General features: G+C 34.4%; 16 protein-coding genes. 11 read left to right on the top strand and 5 right to left on the bottom strand.

The window, feature by feature from the left end; all coding sequences use genetic code 11:
• The first annotated feature begins 24 nt into the window (after window positions 1–24).
• The 6 genes from OEA66_RS15165 (at window position 25) to OEA66_RS15140 (ending at window position 7,459) form a co-directional block, all read left to right on the top strand.
• Window positions 25–3,447, top strand: coding sequence for an FIDD domain-containing protein (locus OEA66_RS15165; RefSeq protein WP_267282188.1), 3,423 nt, complete (start codon window positions 25–27; stop codon window positions 3,445–3,447).
• 136 nt (window positions 3,448–3,583) lie between these two features.
• Window positions 3,584–4,372, top strand: a complete 789-nt coding sequence (locus tag OEA66_RS15160; RefSeq protein WP_267282187.1) for a hypothetical protein — start codon at window positions 3,584–3,586, stop codon at window positions 4,370–4,372.
• 166 nt (window positions 4,373–4,538) lie between these two features.
• Window positions 4,539–5,318 (top strand): DUF6759 domain-containing protein, encoded by a 780-nt coding sequence (locus OEA66_RS15155; RefSeq protein WP_267282186.1) that lies wholly within the window; start codon window positions 4,539–4,541, stop codon window positions 5,316–5,318.
• A gap of 85 nt (window positions 5,319–5,403) precedes the next feature.
• On the top strand, window positions 5,404–6,081 hold the full coding sequence (gene trmB / locus OEA66_RS15150) for a tRNA (guanosine(46)-N7)-methyltransferase TrmB (RefSeq protein ID WP_267282185.1): 678 nt from the start codon (window positions 5,404–5,406) through the stop codon (window positions 6,079–6,081).
• Between the two features lie 118 nt (window positions 6,082–6,199).
• Window positions 6,200–6,655, top strand: coding sequence for a DUF6759 domain-containing protein (locus OEA66_RS15145; protein WP_267282184.1), 456 nt, complete (start codon window positions 6,200–6,202; stop codon window positions 6,653–6,655).
• Between the two features lie 81 nt (window positions 6,656–6,736).
• Window positions 6,737–7,459: a DUF6759 domain-containing protein gene (locus OEA66_RS15140; protein ID WP_267282183.1), complete on the top strand. Its 723-nt coding sequence runs from the start codon at window positions 6,737–6,739 to the stop codon at window positions 7,457–7,459.
• A 71-nt stretch (window positions 7,460–7,530) separates the two neighbouring features.
• Here the strand turns inward: OEA66_RS15140 and rpsB are convergent, their stop codons facing one another.
• The 4 genes from rpsB to OEA66_RS15120 form a co-directional block, all read right to left on the bottom strand.
• Window positions 7,531–8,295 carry a 30S ribosomal protein S2 gene (gene rpsB, locus OEA66_RS15135; protein ID WP_066674803.1) on the bottom strand — a complete coding sequence of 255 codons (765 nt, stop codon included), beginning with the start codon at window positions 8,293–8,295 and terminating at the stop codon, window positions 7,531–7,533.
• Between the two features lie 183 nt (window positions 8,296–8,478).
• Window positions 8,479–8,865, bottom strand: a complete 387-nt coding sequence (rpsI, locus tag OEA66_RS15130; protein WP_267267057.1) for a 30S ribosomal protein S9 — start codon at window positions 8,863–8,865, stop codon at window positions 8,479–8,481.
• Between the two features lie 7 nt (window positions 8,866–8,872).
• Entirely contained in the window at window positions 8,873–9,328 is a 456-nt protein-coding gene (rplM, locus tag OEA66_RS15125) for a 50S ribosomal protein L13 (RefSeq protein WP_079465667.1), read from the bottom strand.
• A 228-nt stretch (window positions 9,329–9,556) separates the two neighbouring features.
• Entirely contained in the window at window positions 9,557–9,889 is a 333-nt protein-coding gene (locus OEA66_RS15120; RefSeq protein WP_267282182.1) for a hypothetical protein, read from the bottom strand.
• Between the two features lie 267 nt (window positions 9,890–10,156).
• On the opposite strand from OEA66_RS15120, the gene OEA66_RS15115 reads away from it, so the two are divergent.
• The 3 genes from OEA66_RS15115 (at window position 10,157) to OEA66_RS15105 (ending at window position 14,594) form a co-directional block, all read left to right on the top strand.
• Window positions 10,157–13,504 carry a methylmalonyl-CoA mutase family protein gene (locus OEA66_RS15115; protein ID WP_267282181.1) on the top strand — a complete coding sequence of 1,116 codons (3,348 nt, stop codon included), beginning with the start codon at window positions 10,157–10,159 and terminating at the stop codon, window positions 13,502–13,504.
• A 203-nt stretch (window positions 13,505–13,707) separates the two neighbouring features.
• The gene (locus tag OEA66_RS15110; RefSeq protein ID WP_267282180.1) at window positions 13,708–13,833 is read left to right on the top strand and encodes a hypothetical protein; all 126 of its coding nucleotides are present in this window, start codon (window positions 13,708–13,710) and stop codon (window positions 13,831–13,833) included.
• 50 nt (window positions 13,834–13,883) lie between these two features.
• Window positions 13,884–14,594, top strand: coding sequence for a Dph6-related ATP pyrophosphatase (locus tag OEA66_RS15105; protein WP_267282179.1), 711 nt, complete (start codon window positions 13,884–13,886; stop codon window positions 14,592–14,594).
• Between the two features lie 59 nt (window positions 14,595–14,653).
• Here the strand turns inward: OEA66_RS15105 and OEA66_RS15100 are convergent, their stop codons facing one another.
• On the bottom strand, window positions 14,654–15,589 hold the full coding sequence (locus OEA66_RS15100) for a LamG-like jellyroll fold domain-containing protein (RefSeq protein ID WP_267282178.1): 936 nt from the start codon (window positions 15,587–15,589) through the stop codon (window positions 14,654–14,656).
• A 230-nt stretch (window positions 15,590–15,819) separates the two neighbouring features.
• On the opposite strand from OEA66_RS15100, the gene OEA66_RS15095 reads away from it, so the two are divergent.
• Window positions 15,820–16,311 (top strand): T9SS type A sorting domain-containing protein, encoded by a 492-nt coding sequence (locus OEA66_RS15095; protein ID WP_267282177.1) that lies wholly within the window; start codon window positions 15,820–15,822, stop codon window positions 16,309–16,311.
• A complete protein-coding gene (locus OEA66_RS15090; RefSeq protein WP_267282176.1) occupies window positions 16,308–18,557 on the top strand; it encodes a carbohydrate-binding domain-containing protein in 2,250 nt (749 codons plus the stop codon). The genes OEA66_RS15095 and OEA66_RS15090 overlap by 4 nt, the downstream gene beginning before the upstream one ends.
• The last annotated feature ends 14 nt before the right edge of the window (window positions 18,558–18,571 follow it).

The raw sequence follows: 18,571 nt of genomic DNA, 5'->3' as shown, positions 1-18,571 counted from the left end.
ATTTGTGATAAAATCAAGTGCAAAATGAAGAAAATTCTATCTTTTTTTCTTATTTTTTATATATTCTCTACTACATTCGCTCAATTAGATAGAGATCATTGGTTCGCACCTATGGTAGATCGTACAGGAAACCCAAATCCGTATCAGAGATTATACCTTTCTACAAATCGTACGACTCCATTCGCAGTCACTATTTACAATAATAATGTGGTTATTGGTACTGTAACGATTAGTAAAAATAATCCTCAGAGATTTGATGTACTCCGCGATTATATTATTACTACTCAGCAAACAGATCTTTTCACACCTACTTCAAAAGGTTTATACTTAAAAGCAGACTTTCCTTTTTATGCCAATCTAAGATTTTCTGTTTTCAATCATGCAGAAATTATTACTTCAAAAGGTATTGCATCAACGGGAACTACTTTTCATGTCGCAACTGCTCCAATTACTGTAAATAATAGTATTCTAAATTTTATGACGAGTGTTTTGGCTACAGAAGACAATACAACCGTTACAATTTCGGGATATAAAAACACCGTACAGTTTTCGAATGGAACAAGTGGTGCTACAAATCCTACACTTACTTTCACATTAAATAAAGGACAATCTTACATCCTCGACGGAATTGGAAATATTACAGGAAATTTTGACGGATTTATCGGTGCTAAAATTGTTGCAACAAAACCTATAAACGTTACCAACGGAAATTTTAACGGTCAATACGCAGGAAACAATCCTACAAGTTCTGATATCTTGATGGATCAATCAATACCTGTAAACCAATTAGGAAATACATTTGCATTAGTAAAAGGTAACGGGAATGTGGGAAGTAGTATGGAAGGTGCTTTGGTTGTTGCGACACAGGATAACACTTTAGTTTACGTCAATAATGAAGGATTACCAATCGCCACTTTAAATACCGGACAATATTTTATAATTCCCGATACCAAATACCAACTTCAAGGAACTACAGGTCATTATAATCTTTATATTGTAACAAGCAAAAATGCGTATGTTTATCAATTACTTGCCGGAGCAGCAAGTACAGGAAATGAAGTTGCAACAGGAGGTTTCAATTTCATTCCGGGGTTAAACTGTTATCTTCCGAAGCAAATTGATGAGCTCGGTTTTATTAATGAAAACTTTGTGCATACCAATGTTAATCCTGCAGGGATACTTACAAATCCAACAAAATTAAATCTAATTACAGAAAGAGGCGCCTCCGTCCTTGTAAATGGAGCTCCCCCTCCCGTAGGAACGGGACCTTTCGACATGACGGGAACTCTAAATTGGGTAACTTATGGCATTCCCAATATAACCGGTACAATTACGGTAACTTCGACAAAAGCAATCACAGCAGGAATTACAGCAGGAAGTGATGCTGTAGGTTACGGTGGTTTTTTTGCAGGATTTCCCACACAACCTGTTATTTTAAAAACCGGAGGTGACTGCGTTCCGGGAATTGTTCTTACGGTAGATCCAATTATCTATGATTCTTATCAATGGTATGTTGGCGGTGTTGCTATTATCGGGGCCAATTCACCTTCTTATACACCTACCGGATCAGGAAATTACACCTGCGCCGTTACAATGGGAACTTGTGCTCCGCTTATCACTGTACCTTACAAAGTTTTAAATTGTATAAAACAAAGTGTTGCATCTTACAATATTTGTGATGTGAAAACAATTACTCCGGCTTTCACTACTTCTACACAGACTCCTGTGGCATCGACAGTATCGATTACGACCGCTCCTATATTAGGAACTGCTGTTATAAATACTGCAAATGGAATTATAACGTACACCGCAACCAATCCAAATGCAGCCGGAACAGATACTTTTGTATATACATTCTGCGGAAACAACATTGATTTTCCAGATTGCGAAACGATTACCGTAACAATCAATATTCAACCTGTAACAACAAACAATGCAACATTAAATGCGTGTAATGTAAATGGTGTTGGAACATTCAATCTTACTACGGCAGTTGTTACAAACAATACTCCCGTTACGATTACTTATTATCCAACTCTAGCAACAGCACAAAACGAAACTTTAACGGCATTAATTACTGTTCCAATAACTTATTCCGCTCCTAACGGAACTATTGTTTATGCTGTTGTGAAAAATAGTACTGGGTGTAAAAGTATAGCACAAATTACTTTAAATCTTTTTCCTTTAGCCATTGTGACACCTGCAAATATGGGCAATCAATGCGACGAAAATCTAGATGGAACTGTAAATGTTGTTTTATCGAATATTACTCAATTAATATTAAACAATCCAACTTACTTTACCAACGTAAGATATTATGCTCTTTTAGCAGATGCCAATTTAGGAAACGCTACAACATTACCCAATAACTGGAGCTATAATACAAATACAACAATTTATATTCGTGTAGAATCTCCTGATGGATGTGCTCCCGTGATTCAGCCTGTTAATTTCACCGTTGGAACTAAGCTAATTTTAATTAAAAATATTTTTTCCACAACTTTTTGTGATGATGATTTAGATGGAACTAAACCAATGAATCTATCTATATTTTTGAATGAATTTACTATAGATCCTCTTGTTACAGTAAGTTATCACTCAACTTTAGCTGATGCACAGAATGATGTATCCCCGATTAGTGGCGCTGTAACACTTACCGGACTTCATACTTATTACATCAGATTTGAAAAAGCGGGTTTCTGCCCCGATGTCGCAACAATTAGAATAACCCTTAAAACTCCTAAGAAATCTGATATTTTAGTTGACCAGGCTATTTGTCCTAAAACTAAAACAACTTTAGATGCAGGCTCAGGATTCACAGCTTATCTTTGGAATACTGGAGCCACGACTCCATCTATTTCTAATGTAAGTGCCGGAAATTATTGGGTGGACCTTACTTTTGACGGTTGTGTTTACAGACAGTTCGTCAATGTTTCAGAAGCAACATTACCTGTAATTAAATCAATTGATATTAACGGAACCACAGTAACAATTGGAGTTATTGGTGGAAATCCCGCTTACCAATACTCGCTTGATGGTTTTATTTGGCAAACATCAAATATATTTACAAATCTTGCTATTGGTTCTTACACAGTTTATGTGAGAGATTCTCTTAGTTGTGGAATTGTAAAAGAAAATTTCGTTATCATTAAACTCATCAACACCATTACACCAAACGGAGACGGCAGAAACGATGAGATTGATTATTCTTCATTAATGAATAAACAGGATCTCGAATTTAGAATTTTTGACCGATATGGTGCAGAATTATTCCGAGGAACTCCTTCAAATAAATTTACCTGGGACGGAAATATGAAAGGCAGACCAGTTCCTACAGCGACTTATTGGTACTTCTTAAGCTGGACAGAACTTGGAAATATTACCACCGTAAAATATTCGAGTTGGCTATTGGTAAAACATAGAAACAATAGCCTTTGGGACAAATAATTTTAAAACTATTATTAAAAAACACTTTCTATAACATACATTAACAGTTTTATTCAAAGTTTAATATAATTTTAACCTGATATTGATAAATCTCACATGAAGATTGACGCAATTCTTATGTAATTTTGCACGAGATATGAAGAAACTTATTATTATAATGCTGTTGGTTTTTGTAAGTAAAATTAATGCGCAAAATTTATCGGGAGAGGTATTTTTAAGAGACAATTCGGTGTTGTATCTTAATCAGGTTTACGTCACCAATCTTAATACGCTTAAAACTGTTCTTACAACTTATAATGGGGATTTCAATATAAAAGCAGATCCCGGAGATGTAATCCGTTTCACATCAATCGTTACGGAAAGAAAAGATATAAAGCTTACTCCACAAATGTTTAACTCTAAAAATTTGGTTGAACTAAAAGTGGCGTATCACGATATTCAGGAAGTTGTAATCAGCAGATTCCGTCCTACCGGAAATTTGAGATATGATGTAAATTCTATTCGTAAAGAAGATAAAGCTTATGCCTTGAAAAAAGTAATTGGTTTACCCGAACCAAAAGGTGACGGAACTTCGCCTGTACTTCCGGTTGCCGGTTTAAGAGACGGAGGTCTTACTTTTAGTCTTGAAAGTATTTTTGATATTCTTTCGGGGGAGCGTAAGAAAAAACAACGTTTGGTAGCTTATGAAAGAATGCATACTTCCGTTACTAATATTAAAAATTATTTAGGTAAAGATTATTTCACGAGAATTAAAATTCCGGAAAATCTTATCGATAACTTTTTACAGTTTGTTTACACTTCAGAAAATATCGAAGTTTATTTACAAGCAGGAAATATTGAAGCGGTAAAATTACCCATCGAAAAATACCTTCCCATTTATCAGCGAAGACTAAGAAATTCTCATCTTCAGGAAGTCATCAATTAATGTTTTGAATCATTTTTGATTTAAAAATTTAATTAAAAACAAATCTTAACACTTTAAACGGTGATGTTTTTTGAAAATTTATTTAATTTTAATGAAATTAATAATTCACTAAAGCTTTAAATAAATTTGTAAGAATTATTGAGACCCATCACCAAATATTTATTCAATGAAAAAGTTAGTTTTACTTTTCACCACTTTATTATTTATATCTTTTTCAGCGCAGAAGCAAGGCAAAGATTACAGCAATATCCTTAAAAGTAAGAGTATTTATGAAATCAATGCTTTTTTGAGAGATGCCCATCCCGATGATCCGCGAAGATCTGTACTCAAGCCAAGAGTAATGGATTTCATGAAAGATTACATCAAAAATGCTCCTCCCGGTGACAAAAAAGTACGAGAAATGCAGGATAATCTTGCAAGGTTGAGAAGAGGGCCATCTACAAAAGTTTCTTTTGAGGAGATGAATGCGATGATTAAGCAAAAACAGATTTTAAAATATCAAAAGCAGTTACAAGTTGGTCAGTCGGCAGTTGTTTATACACCAAGCTCAGCGCAAAATGTTTATGTTACAAACACTACTGGAACCAAAAATACCAAGGTAATTGCCGATACAGAAGCCTCCGAATTTAATATGTTGATGGGAGAAAACCCTACGGAACATAAAAATAAAACGGTAAAAATATTAAACTCATTATTTGATAACGATCCCAATGCAAAAGAGTGCATCGTAATGATCGAAAACAAATCTGATTGTAATATTATTGTAAGAATCGAAGGTATTGGAAACACTAAATACAGGCTTCCAATTCCGGCTCATGGAGACAATTCTATTGTGGTAGAAAAAGGTGATTATCTTTTCACAAGTATTGTTTGCGGAGCACAATATGCATCGCAAAAAACCATTCAAAAACCGTTAATGGTTGCATTGGGAAGCTCTTCGAAATAGATTTTAAAATCTCCTTTTTTCGTTTCGATTTAAAATTTAAATGCTGCATAATTTTCGTAATTTTGCAGCATTTCATATATATTTCATGGGCAAAAACAAATTAAGAAGATTCGCTGAAAATAAAATATTACCAAACGTTATTCAACCTTCGAGAGAGCAGGCTCTAAACGGTTTCGAATTGAAAGGAAACTGGAGAAAAGATTTCTTTAAAAATGACCAACCTATTGTTTTAGAATTAGGTTGTGGAAAAGGAGAATATACAGTGGGACTTGCAAAAACGTTCACAGATAAAAATTTTATCGGAATTGACATTAAAGGGGCAAGATTCTGGTTCGGTGCGAAAGAAGCTGTAGAAAACGGAATGACAAATGTTGCTTTCCTGAGATCACAAATCGAGTTAGTTGAATATTATTTTGCTGAAAATGAAGTTGATGAAATCTGGATTACTTTTCCTGATCCTCAAATTAAATTTAAACGAACAAAACACAGATTAACCCACCCTGATTTCCTTGAAAGATATAAGAAATTCCTTAAACCAGGTGGAATTGTTCATTTAAAAACAGATTCTGAGTTTTTGCACGGTTATACTTTAGGCTATTTACAAGGTGCAGGTTATGAAATCATTTCTGCTCATCATGACATTTACGGAGCATTGGAATACGATCCGAATACGCCCCATTTAAGAGATATCAGAACATATTACGAAGAGTTGTTTTCAGCAAAAGGAAAAACAATTACGTATATAAAATTTAAGATTAATTAATTTCTTAAAAATAAAATTTAAAGGCTGTAAAAATGATTTTGCAGCCTTTTTTATGACAATAAAGTAAATATTTTAGAGTTTAATAAAAAGTTTAAATTTGACCCTTGAAAAAATCAATATGAAAAAGCTTTTATTATTTTCTGTTGTAATTACACTATTACTGAATAGTTGTAGCACCACAAATTATAATTCCAAACAACCAATATATAAGTCTTCCCCGGTAAATCCAAATAGCGGAATACATATTAATCCTAACGCACAAACAGAAAGAGAATATCAGGCTTTACTAAAAACTTATAAACCGGAAACGGCAGAAGTTTTAAACAGTTTGCTGAATGATTCTTCAAACAGTCCAAATGTATCTATTTCAATAGAAAACAAATCGACTTGTAATATGGTTTTAACAATCAGCGGAAATAATTATTTCAAAAAAATCCCAATTGGTATTAATAAAATCGGTTCAGCGATGGTTCCAAAAAATCAAAACTATAATCTTTCGGGAATGCTTTGCAATTCGGTTTATCAGAAAACAAAATTTGTTTCTAATTCTTTTAGTATAAATTTATCCAATTAATTAAATTTAAACTTAATTATATATCTTTGTAATTCACAATTTATTCTGAATAAAATTCAGATTTAATTTAAACACATTTCGATGAAGAGAAAGACTTTTACTTTTTTCTTCTTTAGTCTCATTATTTCATCTTGCGCCAGTAATACTGCTGACAAAGTTGATATTCTTAAAAGTAAAAACATTAATGAGATTGAAGAATACCTTGGAAACACACATCCACAAGATCCCAAAAAAAACATCCTGAAACAACGTGTCATCGCATTGAAAAATGCAGAATGGACGAAAGGTGCAAAAAATTCAAAACCGATGGAAGCAAGACCGGTTTTCATTGAATTACCTGATCAATTAAGTCGTAAAAAAAACAGCGAAGCTAATCAGGAAATCTTTAAAAAGCTAATGTCTGAAACCTCCGAAGAACATAAAGAAAAGACTAAAAAGCTTTTAAACAATATGTTTAATGAAGACATTACTCATAATGAAGCTATTCTTTTGCTTAAAAATAATTCTGACTGTAATTTGGTTTTAGAAATATCGGGAAAGAAATTCTACAATCTAGCCGTTCCAGCAAAAGGAGAAAATTTCATAGTTTTGAATAAAGATTCTTATAAATTCTCCGGAAACCTTTGTGATGTACCCTATCAAAGTTCAAAAGACATTTCTAAAGGTCTTATTATCGTTCTTCAAAACCCAGCTTTAAAATCTGATGATAATAAAGATTTACTTGCACAGAATAGACTAGATAGGGATTCAGAAAAACCTGAAATAAAAAAGAAAATTTCAACAAAAAGAAAGAAGAAAAAATAAACATTCAATATTAAAAACAAAAACCGCCGAATAAATTCAGCGGTTTTATTATTTTAAAGATAATCTTCAGATTATTCAGCAGAATCGAAATCTGCATCTTTATCAGCAGAAACTACTTCACCTTCTTCTTTAGATTTTTCTTTATCAGCTTTTCTCTGAGTCTGACCTTCTTTGATAGATTCTGAAACAACGCTCAAAATCATATCGATAGACTTAGAAGCATCATCGTTTCCTGGGATAACGAAGTCAACTTTTCTTGGGTCAGAGTTAGTATCAACAATACCGAAAACTGGAATACCTAATTTCTTAGCTTCAGTTACAGCGATGTGTTCTCTCATGATATCTACAACGAAGATTGCAGAAGGAAGACGCACCATGTCTGAGATAGAACCTAAGTTTTTCTCTAAATTAGCTCTTTGTCTGTCAACCTGTAATCTTTCTTTTTTAGATAAAGTTTCGAACGTACCGTCTTTTTTCATTTTGTCGATATGGTTCATTTTCTTTACCGCCTTTCTGATAGTAACAAAGTTTGTTAACATACCTCCCGGCCATCTTTCTGTAATATAAGGCATATTAAGTTCAGCAGCGTGTTTTGCAACAACTTCTTTCGCTTGCTTTTTAGTAGCTACGAAAAGAACTTTTTTACCTGCAGAAGTTAATTTTTCTAAAGCGCTACAAGCTTCATCCAATTTAACTGCTGTTTTATGTAAGTCTACAATGTGAATACCATTTTTCTCCATAAAAATGTATGGAGCCATATTTGGATTCCACTTTCTAGTCATGTGACCGAAGTGTACACCAGCCTCTAGAAGGTCTTTTACATTTGCTTTTGCCATGTTTTCTGTTTTTGTTAGTTTACTTTCCGCTTTTTATGCAATCAACAATTTCTTTAGATGGGAGAAATGTTTGGATGCTAAACGTAACGGGCAATTTTTTTGTTTTGATAAATAGATTTTAGATATAAGAAAACAGATTGAATAAATTCTGAAATCTGAAAACTTGTATCTGAAGTCTGAAAATTAACGTTTTGAGAATTGGAATCTCTTTCTTGCTTTTTTCTGACCTGGTTTCTTTCTTTCCACCATTCTTGCATCTCTTGTAAGTAAACCAGCTGGCTTTAAAACTAATCTGAATTCAGCATTGATTTCGCATAGAGCTCTAGAAATACCCAATCTGATAGCTTCTGCCTGACCTGTATTACCACCACCGAAAACATTTACGGTAACGTCATACTGACCAACAGTTTCAGAAAGGATGAACGGTTGGTTTAGTTTATAAACCATCACGTCTGTAGAGAAATAAGTTGCAGCTTCTTTACCGTTTACTGTAATGTTACCAGTTCCTGGCTTTACATAAACTCTAGCTACAGAAGTTTTTCTTCTTCCGATTTTGTGAACTATAGACATAATTTAATTATTTAAATTCGTTAACATTAATTGTTTTCGGCTGTTGAGCTTCATGCTTGTGCTCAGTTCCTTCATATAAATAAAGGTTTTTAAGCAATGCAGATCCTAATCTGTTTTTTGGAAGCATACCTTTTACAGATTTTTCCAATACTTTTAAAGAATCTTTTTTCTGAAGTTCAAGAGCAGTCATAGACTTCTGTCCACCAGGATAACCTGTATGCCAGATATAAGTCTTATCGTTCCACTTGTTTCCGGAAAGAGTAACTTTCCCAGCATTCAAAACAATAACATTATCACCACAATCTACGTGAGGTGTAAAGTTTGCTTTGTGCTTACCTCTCAAAATCTTTGCAACCGTAGAAGCTAGTCTTCCTAATGGTTGTCCTTCAGCGTCTACTACAACCCATTCTTTATTTGTAGTAGCTTTGTTCGCTGAAACAGTTTTGTAACTTAATGTATTCACACGTTTTAGTTAAAGATTAAACATAATTTTCCCCTAAAAGGGTGTGCAAAGGTAAACATATTTTTCTAATCTGAAAACATATTTTGAATTAAAGTCTTGAAAATAATGATTTTAAGGAAGTTAACGATTACGAAATAGCCAAAATATAAGCTGTTTATAAAAATTAAACCTCAATAAAATGAGATAAGAAGAGGATTAGCCTAGATAATTAACAACATAAATTGATAATTAATTACGCAATGATTTGCTTCCTCTAAAACTTGCGAATAAATAATAAGCAACAAAAACTGTAGAAAATTTAATAATAGAAGGAATTGCCAATTCTAAATTAAAAATCAAAGCACCCACAGCAACTAATACTGCCATTGATCCAAAAGACAATCCCATTTTTTGAAGAAGAGAAAATTTTACGTCATCTAAAAAATATGCCAATCCCCACGCCAGACCAAAAGCGATAGAATAATATAGTTCCAAACCAAGATCTTTTGTTTCCGTAAACAAATAATTAATCAGAAAAATAATTGCAGTTCCCAACACAAAATAAATCAGCGCTCTTTTCATACTTTATTATAATGACGCAAAAATAAAGAATTTAATTTTTAGATTTTAAACAATTGATTCACAGACAATAAAATATTTGTTATTATTCTGAATAAGTTTCAACCATTTAATTTAGTTATAATGATCAGAACAAATGTTTGTTAAGTTGGTAAAAACTAAACATCGACAAAATCATCAACACTTTATAAATCAACGAGATAAATACAGACCAAAGGTTTTTAATTTATTGTTATATTTGAAAATTCAAGAAAATTTTCGAGAACTTATATGGAAACCCAAAAATATACTCCAACAAACAAAGTAAGAATTGTAACCGCAGCTTCGCTATTCGACGGGCACGATGCGGCCATCAATATTATGCGTCGTGTCATTCAGGGAACGGGATGCGAAGTCATTCACCTTGGGCACGACAAATCTGCTGAAGAAGTAGTGAACACTGCAATTCAGGAAGATGCAAACGCAATTGCCTTAACATCTTATCAAGGCGGTCACAACGAATATTTTAAATACATCTACGACCTTTTAAGAGAAAAAAACTCTCCGCAAATTAAAATTTTTGGCGGCGGCGGCGGTGTAATTCTGCCCGAAGAAATCGAAGATATTATGTCGTACGGTATCGACAGAATTTATTCTCCGGATGACGGCCGTGAACTTGGTCTTCAGGGAATGATTGATGATTTGGTAAAAAGGTCAGACTTTGCGACAGGAAAAGAAGTAACAGCTGAAGATTTGGACAACATCAGTTTTGAAAATTCGACAAGCATAGCAAAAATCATTTCTGCCGTTGAAAACTTCTCAGAAGAAAAACCGGATTTGGTGAAAGCCATTGACGAAAAATCAAAAGATTTAAATATTCCGATTATCGGTATTACAGGAACCGGTGGAGCAGGAAAATCTTCTTTGACAGATGAATTGGTAAGACGTTTCTTACGTTCAAATCCTGGTAAAAAGATTGCGATTATTTCTATCGACCCTTCAAAAAAGAAAACAGGAGGCGCACTTTTGGGTGACAGAATCCGTATGAACGCCATCAATGATCCGAGAGTCTATATGCGTTCGATGGCGACAAGAGAAAACAACGTTTCTGTTTCTCCATTTATCCATTCAGCATTAAATGTGTTGAAATTGGCTCATCCTGATGTAATTATTCTGGAAACTTCGGGTATTGGACAATCCGGTTCGGAAGTTTCAGATTTTGCAGATGTTTCAATGTACGTGATGACGCCTGAATACGGAGCTTCAACGCAGTTGGAAAAAATCGATATGTTGGATTATGCAGACTTGGTTGCTTTAAATAAATCCGACAAACGTGGTGCACTTGATGCACTTCAGGCGGTAAGAAAACAGTTCCAAAGAAACCATTTGCTGTGGGAAAGTCCATTGGATGATATGCCGGTTTACGCAACAAAAGCATCTCAGTTCAACGACCACGGAACGACTGATTTGTACAACAGATTAATTGAAAAAGTTAATGCTAAATATTCTGATTTAAATCTCAAAGGTTTTGTTGAACAGGAAGTCTCAGAAGATATCACGATTATTCCTCCAAAAAGAGTGCGTTATCTTTCTGAAATCGTTGAAAACAACAGACAGTACGATGCCAACGTTGAAAAACAGGCAGAATTAGCAAGAAAAATGTATCACATTGAAGGGGTGAAAAAATTCCTTTCAAATGAAACGTTGGATGCTGAATATCAAAAAGCAGAAAAAGATCTTCAACAGGAAAATATTGACTTTCTGAACAATTGGGATGATACAAAACAGGCTTTCAAAGCTGACTTTTATTCTTATTTCGTGCGTGGAAAAGAAATCAAGGTAGAAACCTCAACTGAATCTTTATCTCATTTAAAAATTCCAAAAATCTCTTTACCAAAATACACCGATTGGGGAGATTTGATTAAATGGAAAGGTCAGGAAAATCTTCCCGGAGCATTTCCTTACACCGCAGGAATTTATCCTTTCAAAAGAACCGGAGAAGACCCGACAAGAATGTTCGCAGGAGAAGGCGGACCGGAAAGAACCAACAGAAGATTCCATTACGTTTCTGCGGAAATGGATGCAAAACGTTTATCCACAGCGTTTGACTCAGTAACATTGTATGGACAGGATCCTGCCCTACCACCAGATATTTATGGAAAAATCGGAAATGCGGGAGTTTCTATCGCGACATTAGATGATGCGAAAAAATTGTATTCCGGATTTGATTTGGTAAATGCGATGACTTCGGTTTCAATGACCATCAACGGACCTGCTCCGATGTTGCTGGCTTTCTTTATGAACGCGGCCATCGACCAGAATGTTGAAAAATATATTACTGAACATCAATTAGAATCGAATGTTGAAAAAGCTTTAAAAGCAAAATTTGACGACAAAGGTTTAGAACGACCAAAATACAATGGCGAATTACCACCGTCAAATAATGGTTTAGGTTTAAAATTATTAGGTTTGACCGGAGATGAAGTAATTCCTGCGGAAGCTTATGCTGAAATTAAAGCTAAAACCATCGCAACTGTTCGTGGTACCGTTCAGGCTGACATTTTAAAAGAAGACCAGGCTCAGAATACCTGTATTTTCTCTACTGAATTTGCCTTGAGACTAATGGGTGACGTTCAGGAATATTTTATCACAGAAAAAGTGAGAAACTTCTACTCGGTTTCTATCTCCGGTTATCACATTGCAGAAGCAGGTGCGAATCCGGTTTCTCAGTTGGCATTTACCTTGGCAAATGGTTTCACGTATGTTGAGTATTATCTGTCAAGAGGAATGAACATCAATGATTTTGCACCGAATTTATCGTTCTTCTTCTCCAACGGTATCGACCCTGAATACTCGGTAATCGGACGTGTGGCGAGAAGAATTTGGGCAAAAGCAATGAAACTGAAATACGGAGCCGACGAAAGAAGCCAGATGCTGAAATACCACATTCAGACTTCGGGACGTTCGCTCCACGCACAGGAAATTGATTTTAATGATATCAGAACGACTTTACAAGCGCTTTATGCAATCTATGATAACTGTAATTCATTGCACACCAATGCTTACGACGAGGCGATTACCACCCCGACTGAGCAATCTGTAAGAAGAGCGATGGCAATTCAGTTGATTATTAATAAAGAATTAGGTTTAGCGAAAAACGAAAATCCGCTTCAGGGTTCATTTATTATTGAAGAACTTACAGATTTGGTAGAAGAAGCTGTATATGCAGAATTCGACAGAATTACAGAAAGAGGTGGCGTTTTGGGTGCGATGGAAACGATGTACCAACGTTCAAAAATCCAGGAAGAATCGATGCATTACGAATGGCTGAAACATACCGGAGAATATCCAATCATCGGTGTAAATACTTTTTTAGGAAAAGACGGTTCGCCAACGGTTCGCCCGGGAGAAGTGATTCGATCGACCGAGGAAGAAAAACAGGTGCAGATTGAAACGCTTCATAATTTCCAGAAATCCAATGAGGATAAATCTGAAGCTGCCCTGAAAACACTTCAACACGCTGCCATCAATCAGCAGAATTTATTTAATGTGATGATGGATGCTGTGAAATACTGCTCGCTTGGGCAGATTACCAACGCTTTGTTTGAAGTGGGTGGGAAATATCGAAGAAATATGTAGTCCGTAGCCGGACGGGCAGTTTTTACTAATAATTGTTTAAATATAAATCAAACCTCAAGGATTTTCTTTGAGGTTTTTTGTATTTTTGAATGGTTTGTATATTTTATTTTAACCCACCTTAAAAAAATTGAATGAATAGATTCTTTTTCATAACGTTTATAATTTTTGCTGTAACATTCTTAAAAAGTTGTAATTCATACCCTATGGACACCACGCATAAAAGTGATATAAAAAGAAATACTGAAGAATTGCAAAAAAGACAAGAAGCCGAAAAAAACAAGATCGAACCTAACGAACTAAATAATTTCGGAAAGCCAGATAATAAATAAACACTCTTAAACGACTGAAATTTTTAAATCGTTAAGTTCATATTTGCAAAATGAAACCCAAAGCCATCTTCAACTGGAGCAGTGGAAAAGATTCTGCACTTGCTTTATATAAAATTTTAAAAGAGGACCAATTTGAAGTCACTTCTTTGTTGACAAGCATTAATCAAGAATTTCAAAGAATTTCCATGCACGGTGTTCATGTTTCGTTATTGGAAAAACAGGCTGAAAGTTTAGGCTTTCCATTAATAAAAATGAAAATTCCAAAAGAACCTTCGATGGAAGAATACAGCGATATCATGTCAAAAACCCTGAATGAAATAAAATCTCAAGGGGTAACACATTCAATTTTTGGAGATATTTTTTTAGAAGATCTTCGAAGATATCGCGAAGAGCAATTACAATCTATCGGAATGGAAGCCGTTTTTCCACTCTGGAAAAATGATACAACCGTGCTCATTCATGAATTTTTAAATCTTGGTTTTAAAACAATAGTCACATGTGTAAATGAAACGTATTTAGATAAAAGCTTCGCAGGAAGAATTATTGATGAAAGTTTCATTAAAGACTTGCCAGAAAATGTGGATCCATGCGGAGAAAACGGAGAGTTTCACACCTTTACTTTTGACGGTCCGATTTTTAAAAATAAGATTGATTTTGAAATTGGAGAAATTGTGAAAAAGACCTATCCAAAACCGAAAGTTGATGATAATGACGAAGAAGGAGAATATGTTTTTTGGTTTTGTGATTTAATTTCAAAATAGTTTTAAAAAAAATGCCTTTCACTTTGAGCGAAAGGCAAATATTTTAAAATGATATTGTTTTAATATTTAAAGCGTGTCGATATATTTTCTCCATATTTTATAATATAAATTCCTTTTTGTAATGAGTTTATATTGATAGTATTCAAAGACTCATGGCCTGATAATATTTCACGACCTGAAAAATCATAAATGTAATATTTCCCAAAGCTTCCTTTACCTAAAATTAAATTTTTATCTTTTACTGCAATTTTAGAATTATTATCTTTTTTCACTTCATCTACACTCAAAGAGCAGAAATTGGTCAAAGATGCAATTTCCGCATCCGTAATAGCTCTGTTGAAAAGACCAAATTCATCCATTGTCATTCCTGCTTTCATTCCCGTATTCGTAGCATATGTACCAAGTTTAAATAATGCACCATTAAAAACCAAAGGAGCAGATTGAGCCACTGTTGTTTTAAGAACGCCATTCACGTAAGCTTTTATATTTTGTAAACTGTTGTCATAAACAAATATTAAATCTACTAATTCCGGAGTAGTAGAAAAAACGGCAGGAATATCTACATTAGACATTCCGTTAGCTGTTAACCTCACACCTCCTGTACCTGGAGCACCATTTGTAAACATACGAAAAGAATTTCCACCAGTTATAGCATCTCCCAAAAGATAATATACGGTGGTTACATTACTAGTGTAGTTATTAAATTTTACGTGTATCGTCCAAGATCCGCTTAAAGCCAGATTCCATTTAGTATTAAAATAATTTGATCCTGTCGAGCCACTACCTACCAAACCATCTCCTAAACAAGTAGTATTGCTTCCTAACGTTAAATTGCCCACAATTTCGCCAACTAATGTCCCTGTAGGCGGATTGGTTGCAAGATTCGGAATATTAGTGGATGTTCCTTCAAATTTGTAATACAACAGTTCCGGAGTTTGAGATTTCAGGAACAAACTTGCTCCTATCAATAAAAGAGAGTAGATTTTTGTTTTCATATTTTTAATTATTTGACATTAGCATTCTAATTTACTAAATAAATCATACGGAAACATTATTTTATTCAACAAAAATGCAATTCATTAATTAAATCAAAAACAAAAATATTTCAACATATTCTTTATTTAATTAAAAACTTCTCATTCACCGACACATTTTTATCGTTTACCTCAAAATATTTCTCAATTGTTATACAGAATTTACTTTTGTTCTGAAAAATAATATAACAATGAAAAATTCGAAACTTTTAAGCAAATCGATATTGGTTTTCTTACTGTTGTCGGCATTATTTTCTTTTGCTCAGACAGGAATTAAAGTCACTTATTACACGGGTACAACTCAAGATTATTCCGTAGAAACTTCCGGGAAATTATATTTTTCAGGAAGTAATCTTTTGATAAAAACATCGGGTACGGCAAATAACATTTCCATTCCGACTAACATTATTCGGAAAATTACTTTTACCAATACATCTTTGGCGACTCAAGAAATCGGACAGAATGCGTCGAAGTTTAAACTGTACCCAAATCCAGCTTCAGATTTTATTAAAATTTCTTCTGATAAAAAAGATAAGATCAATGTGAAAATTTATTCGCTTTCTGGACAAATCGTTCATCAGGGAACATACTTACCGGATGAAAACATCAATGTAAATAATCTTAGAATGGGATTCTATTTTGTTCAGGCAAACGATACAACATTTAAAATGATTAAAAAATGAAAAAGCATTTATACATCTTTATAGCAATGCTTTTATCTTTCGGATTGAAAGCACAGCAGAATATTATTGCCCATAATTCAGGAAATAATATGTACAGTTCGTCGACTTCAGTGATTGACAGTATTAAATTTGACACCAATTATTCTAAATTCAAATTATCCGGAAACAGCACAACTTTAGACATTCAAAAAACAGTGATCGACAGTCTTACTTTTACTTCAAACACAGTGAATCTGACTAAAATTTATATTATTTATAACGGAACAGATAATGCCACAATTATCAACCCGTATTCAACTCAAGGAGTAAATATTACTGCTTCTGGTGGAACTGTGAATGTAGTTTCTACGGCAACGATCAATAATTTAGAATATAATTTATTAGGAACAAGTGCAACAGGAAGTTTAACGATGAGCTCCACTCTACCTGCAACTTTTGTGATGAATAATTTAAACATTACGAATACTTCAGGACCGGCAATTAATATTATAGGCGGACAAACTCATACATTCAATCTTCAAGCAGGAACCATAAATTCTTTAACAGATGGTTCTTCAAGCACTAAAAACGGGACACTTCAAACCGATGGGAAAATTATTTTCACCGGAACCGGAACTTTAAATATAAAAGGAATCAAAAAACATGGTATTTCTACCTCAGGAATTATTGAAGTTCAGAATGGAAGCATTAAAGTGATTTCTGCCGCATCAGATGGATTTCATTCCGAAGGTTACATGATGAGTAACGGAACTGTAAATATTACTGCAACAGGAGACGCAATTGATGCAGGAGATGCCGCGATTTCAATTTCTGGAGGAAATATTACTGCAACTTTAGCATCAGCAGATGTAAAAGGAATAAAAACAGGAACAAATACAATTTCAATTTCAGGAGGAACAATCAATCTTGCATTAACAGGAGCTCAGTCTAAAGCAATCAACGCAAAAGGTAATATTACTTTCGATGGTGGAAATATTACAGCCAATCTTTCGGGAGCGGCAGTTCTTACAGCGTCAGGAAGCGGTTATGATCCGTCATATTCCACAGCAATTAAAACCGATGCCAATATTATCTTAAATGCAGGAACATTAAATCTTACTTTAGCTTCTACAGCAAACGGAGGAAAAGGAATTTCAGCAGACCAAAACATTACAATTAACGGCGGAACAATTACCGTTACCAATGCAGGAAACGGAGCTACTTATACGAATATTTCAGGAACTTTAGATTCTTATTCTTCAGCAGCGATTACAACTGATCTTAATCTTGCGATTACTGGAGGTTCAGTTACTACAACAAGTTCTGGAACGGGAGGAAAAGGTTTGAAAGCTGATGGAACTGTAACCATCGGAACAGCAACAGGAAGCCCGACTTTAAATATTAAAACAACCGGAGCAAGATTTTTAGTTTCCGGAACAGATTACAGCCATCCAAAAACATTAGTTGCAACCGGAGCAATCAGTATTGTTAATGGAAACAACACTTTCAATTCTACAGACGACGGAATTCATTCAGATACGTCAGTAAGCATTAGTGGAGGAACCAATACAGTAAATGCTATTTCTACAGTTATTGGTGTTGGAGAAGGAATTGAAGCTCCTATCATCAATGTTTCTGGTGGATTAACAAATGTTACAGCATCCAACGACGGAATTAATGCAACCTACGGAACTGTAAGTGGCGGAACAGAACAAAACGACAACAGTCAGTTTAATGTTTCGGGCGGAATTATCATCGTTGCAGGAAACGATGCGGTAGATAGCAATGGAAATATTACTATTACCGGAGGTTATCTTATAGCAACCGGGCCAACAAGCCAGCCGGAAGAAGCAATAGATTTTAATGGAAGTTTTAATATTAACGGAGGAACTGTGATTGCGGGAGGTTCTAATGCGAATATGACCAAAGCAGCAAGTACAACTTCCACTCAGCCGAATATGTTTTTGAAATCAAGTGCTCAATTAGCTTCAACTTCTCTAATTCATATTGAAAATACTGCAGGATCTGAAATCGTTACTTTTAAACCTAAAAATAATGTTTATTACTTTCATGTTTCCACCCCAACTTTACTGAAAAACACCCAATACAAAGTTTATTTCGGTGGAACTTACACAGGAGGAAGTTATGTTGGAGGAAGTACAGGATGGGGATTGTACACAGGCGGAACTTATTCTACTACAGGCGGAACTTTGAAATCTACTTTTACCACATCCAATACAGCGAATGTAAACACACAATCATTCTAAAAGATTTAAACTTT

The sequence above is a fragment of the Chryseobacterium luquanense genome, from assembly GCF_026460945.1.
Classification (GTDB): Bacteria; Bacteroidota; Bacteroidia; order Flavobacteriales; family Weeksellaceae; genus Chryseobacterium; species Chryseobacterium luquanense.
The sequence above is the reverse complement of the archived record's forward strand: the minus strand, read 5'-3'. Positions and strand labels throughout refer to the sequence as shown.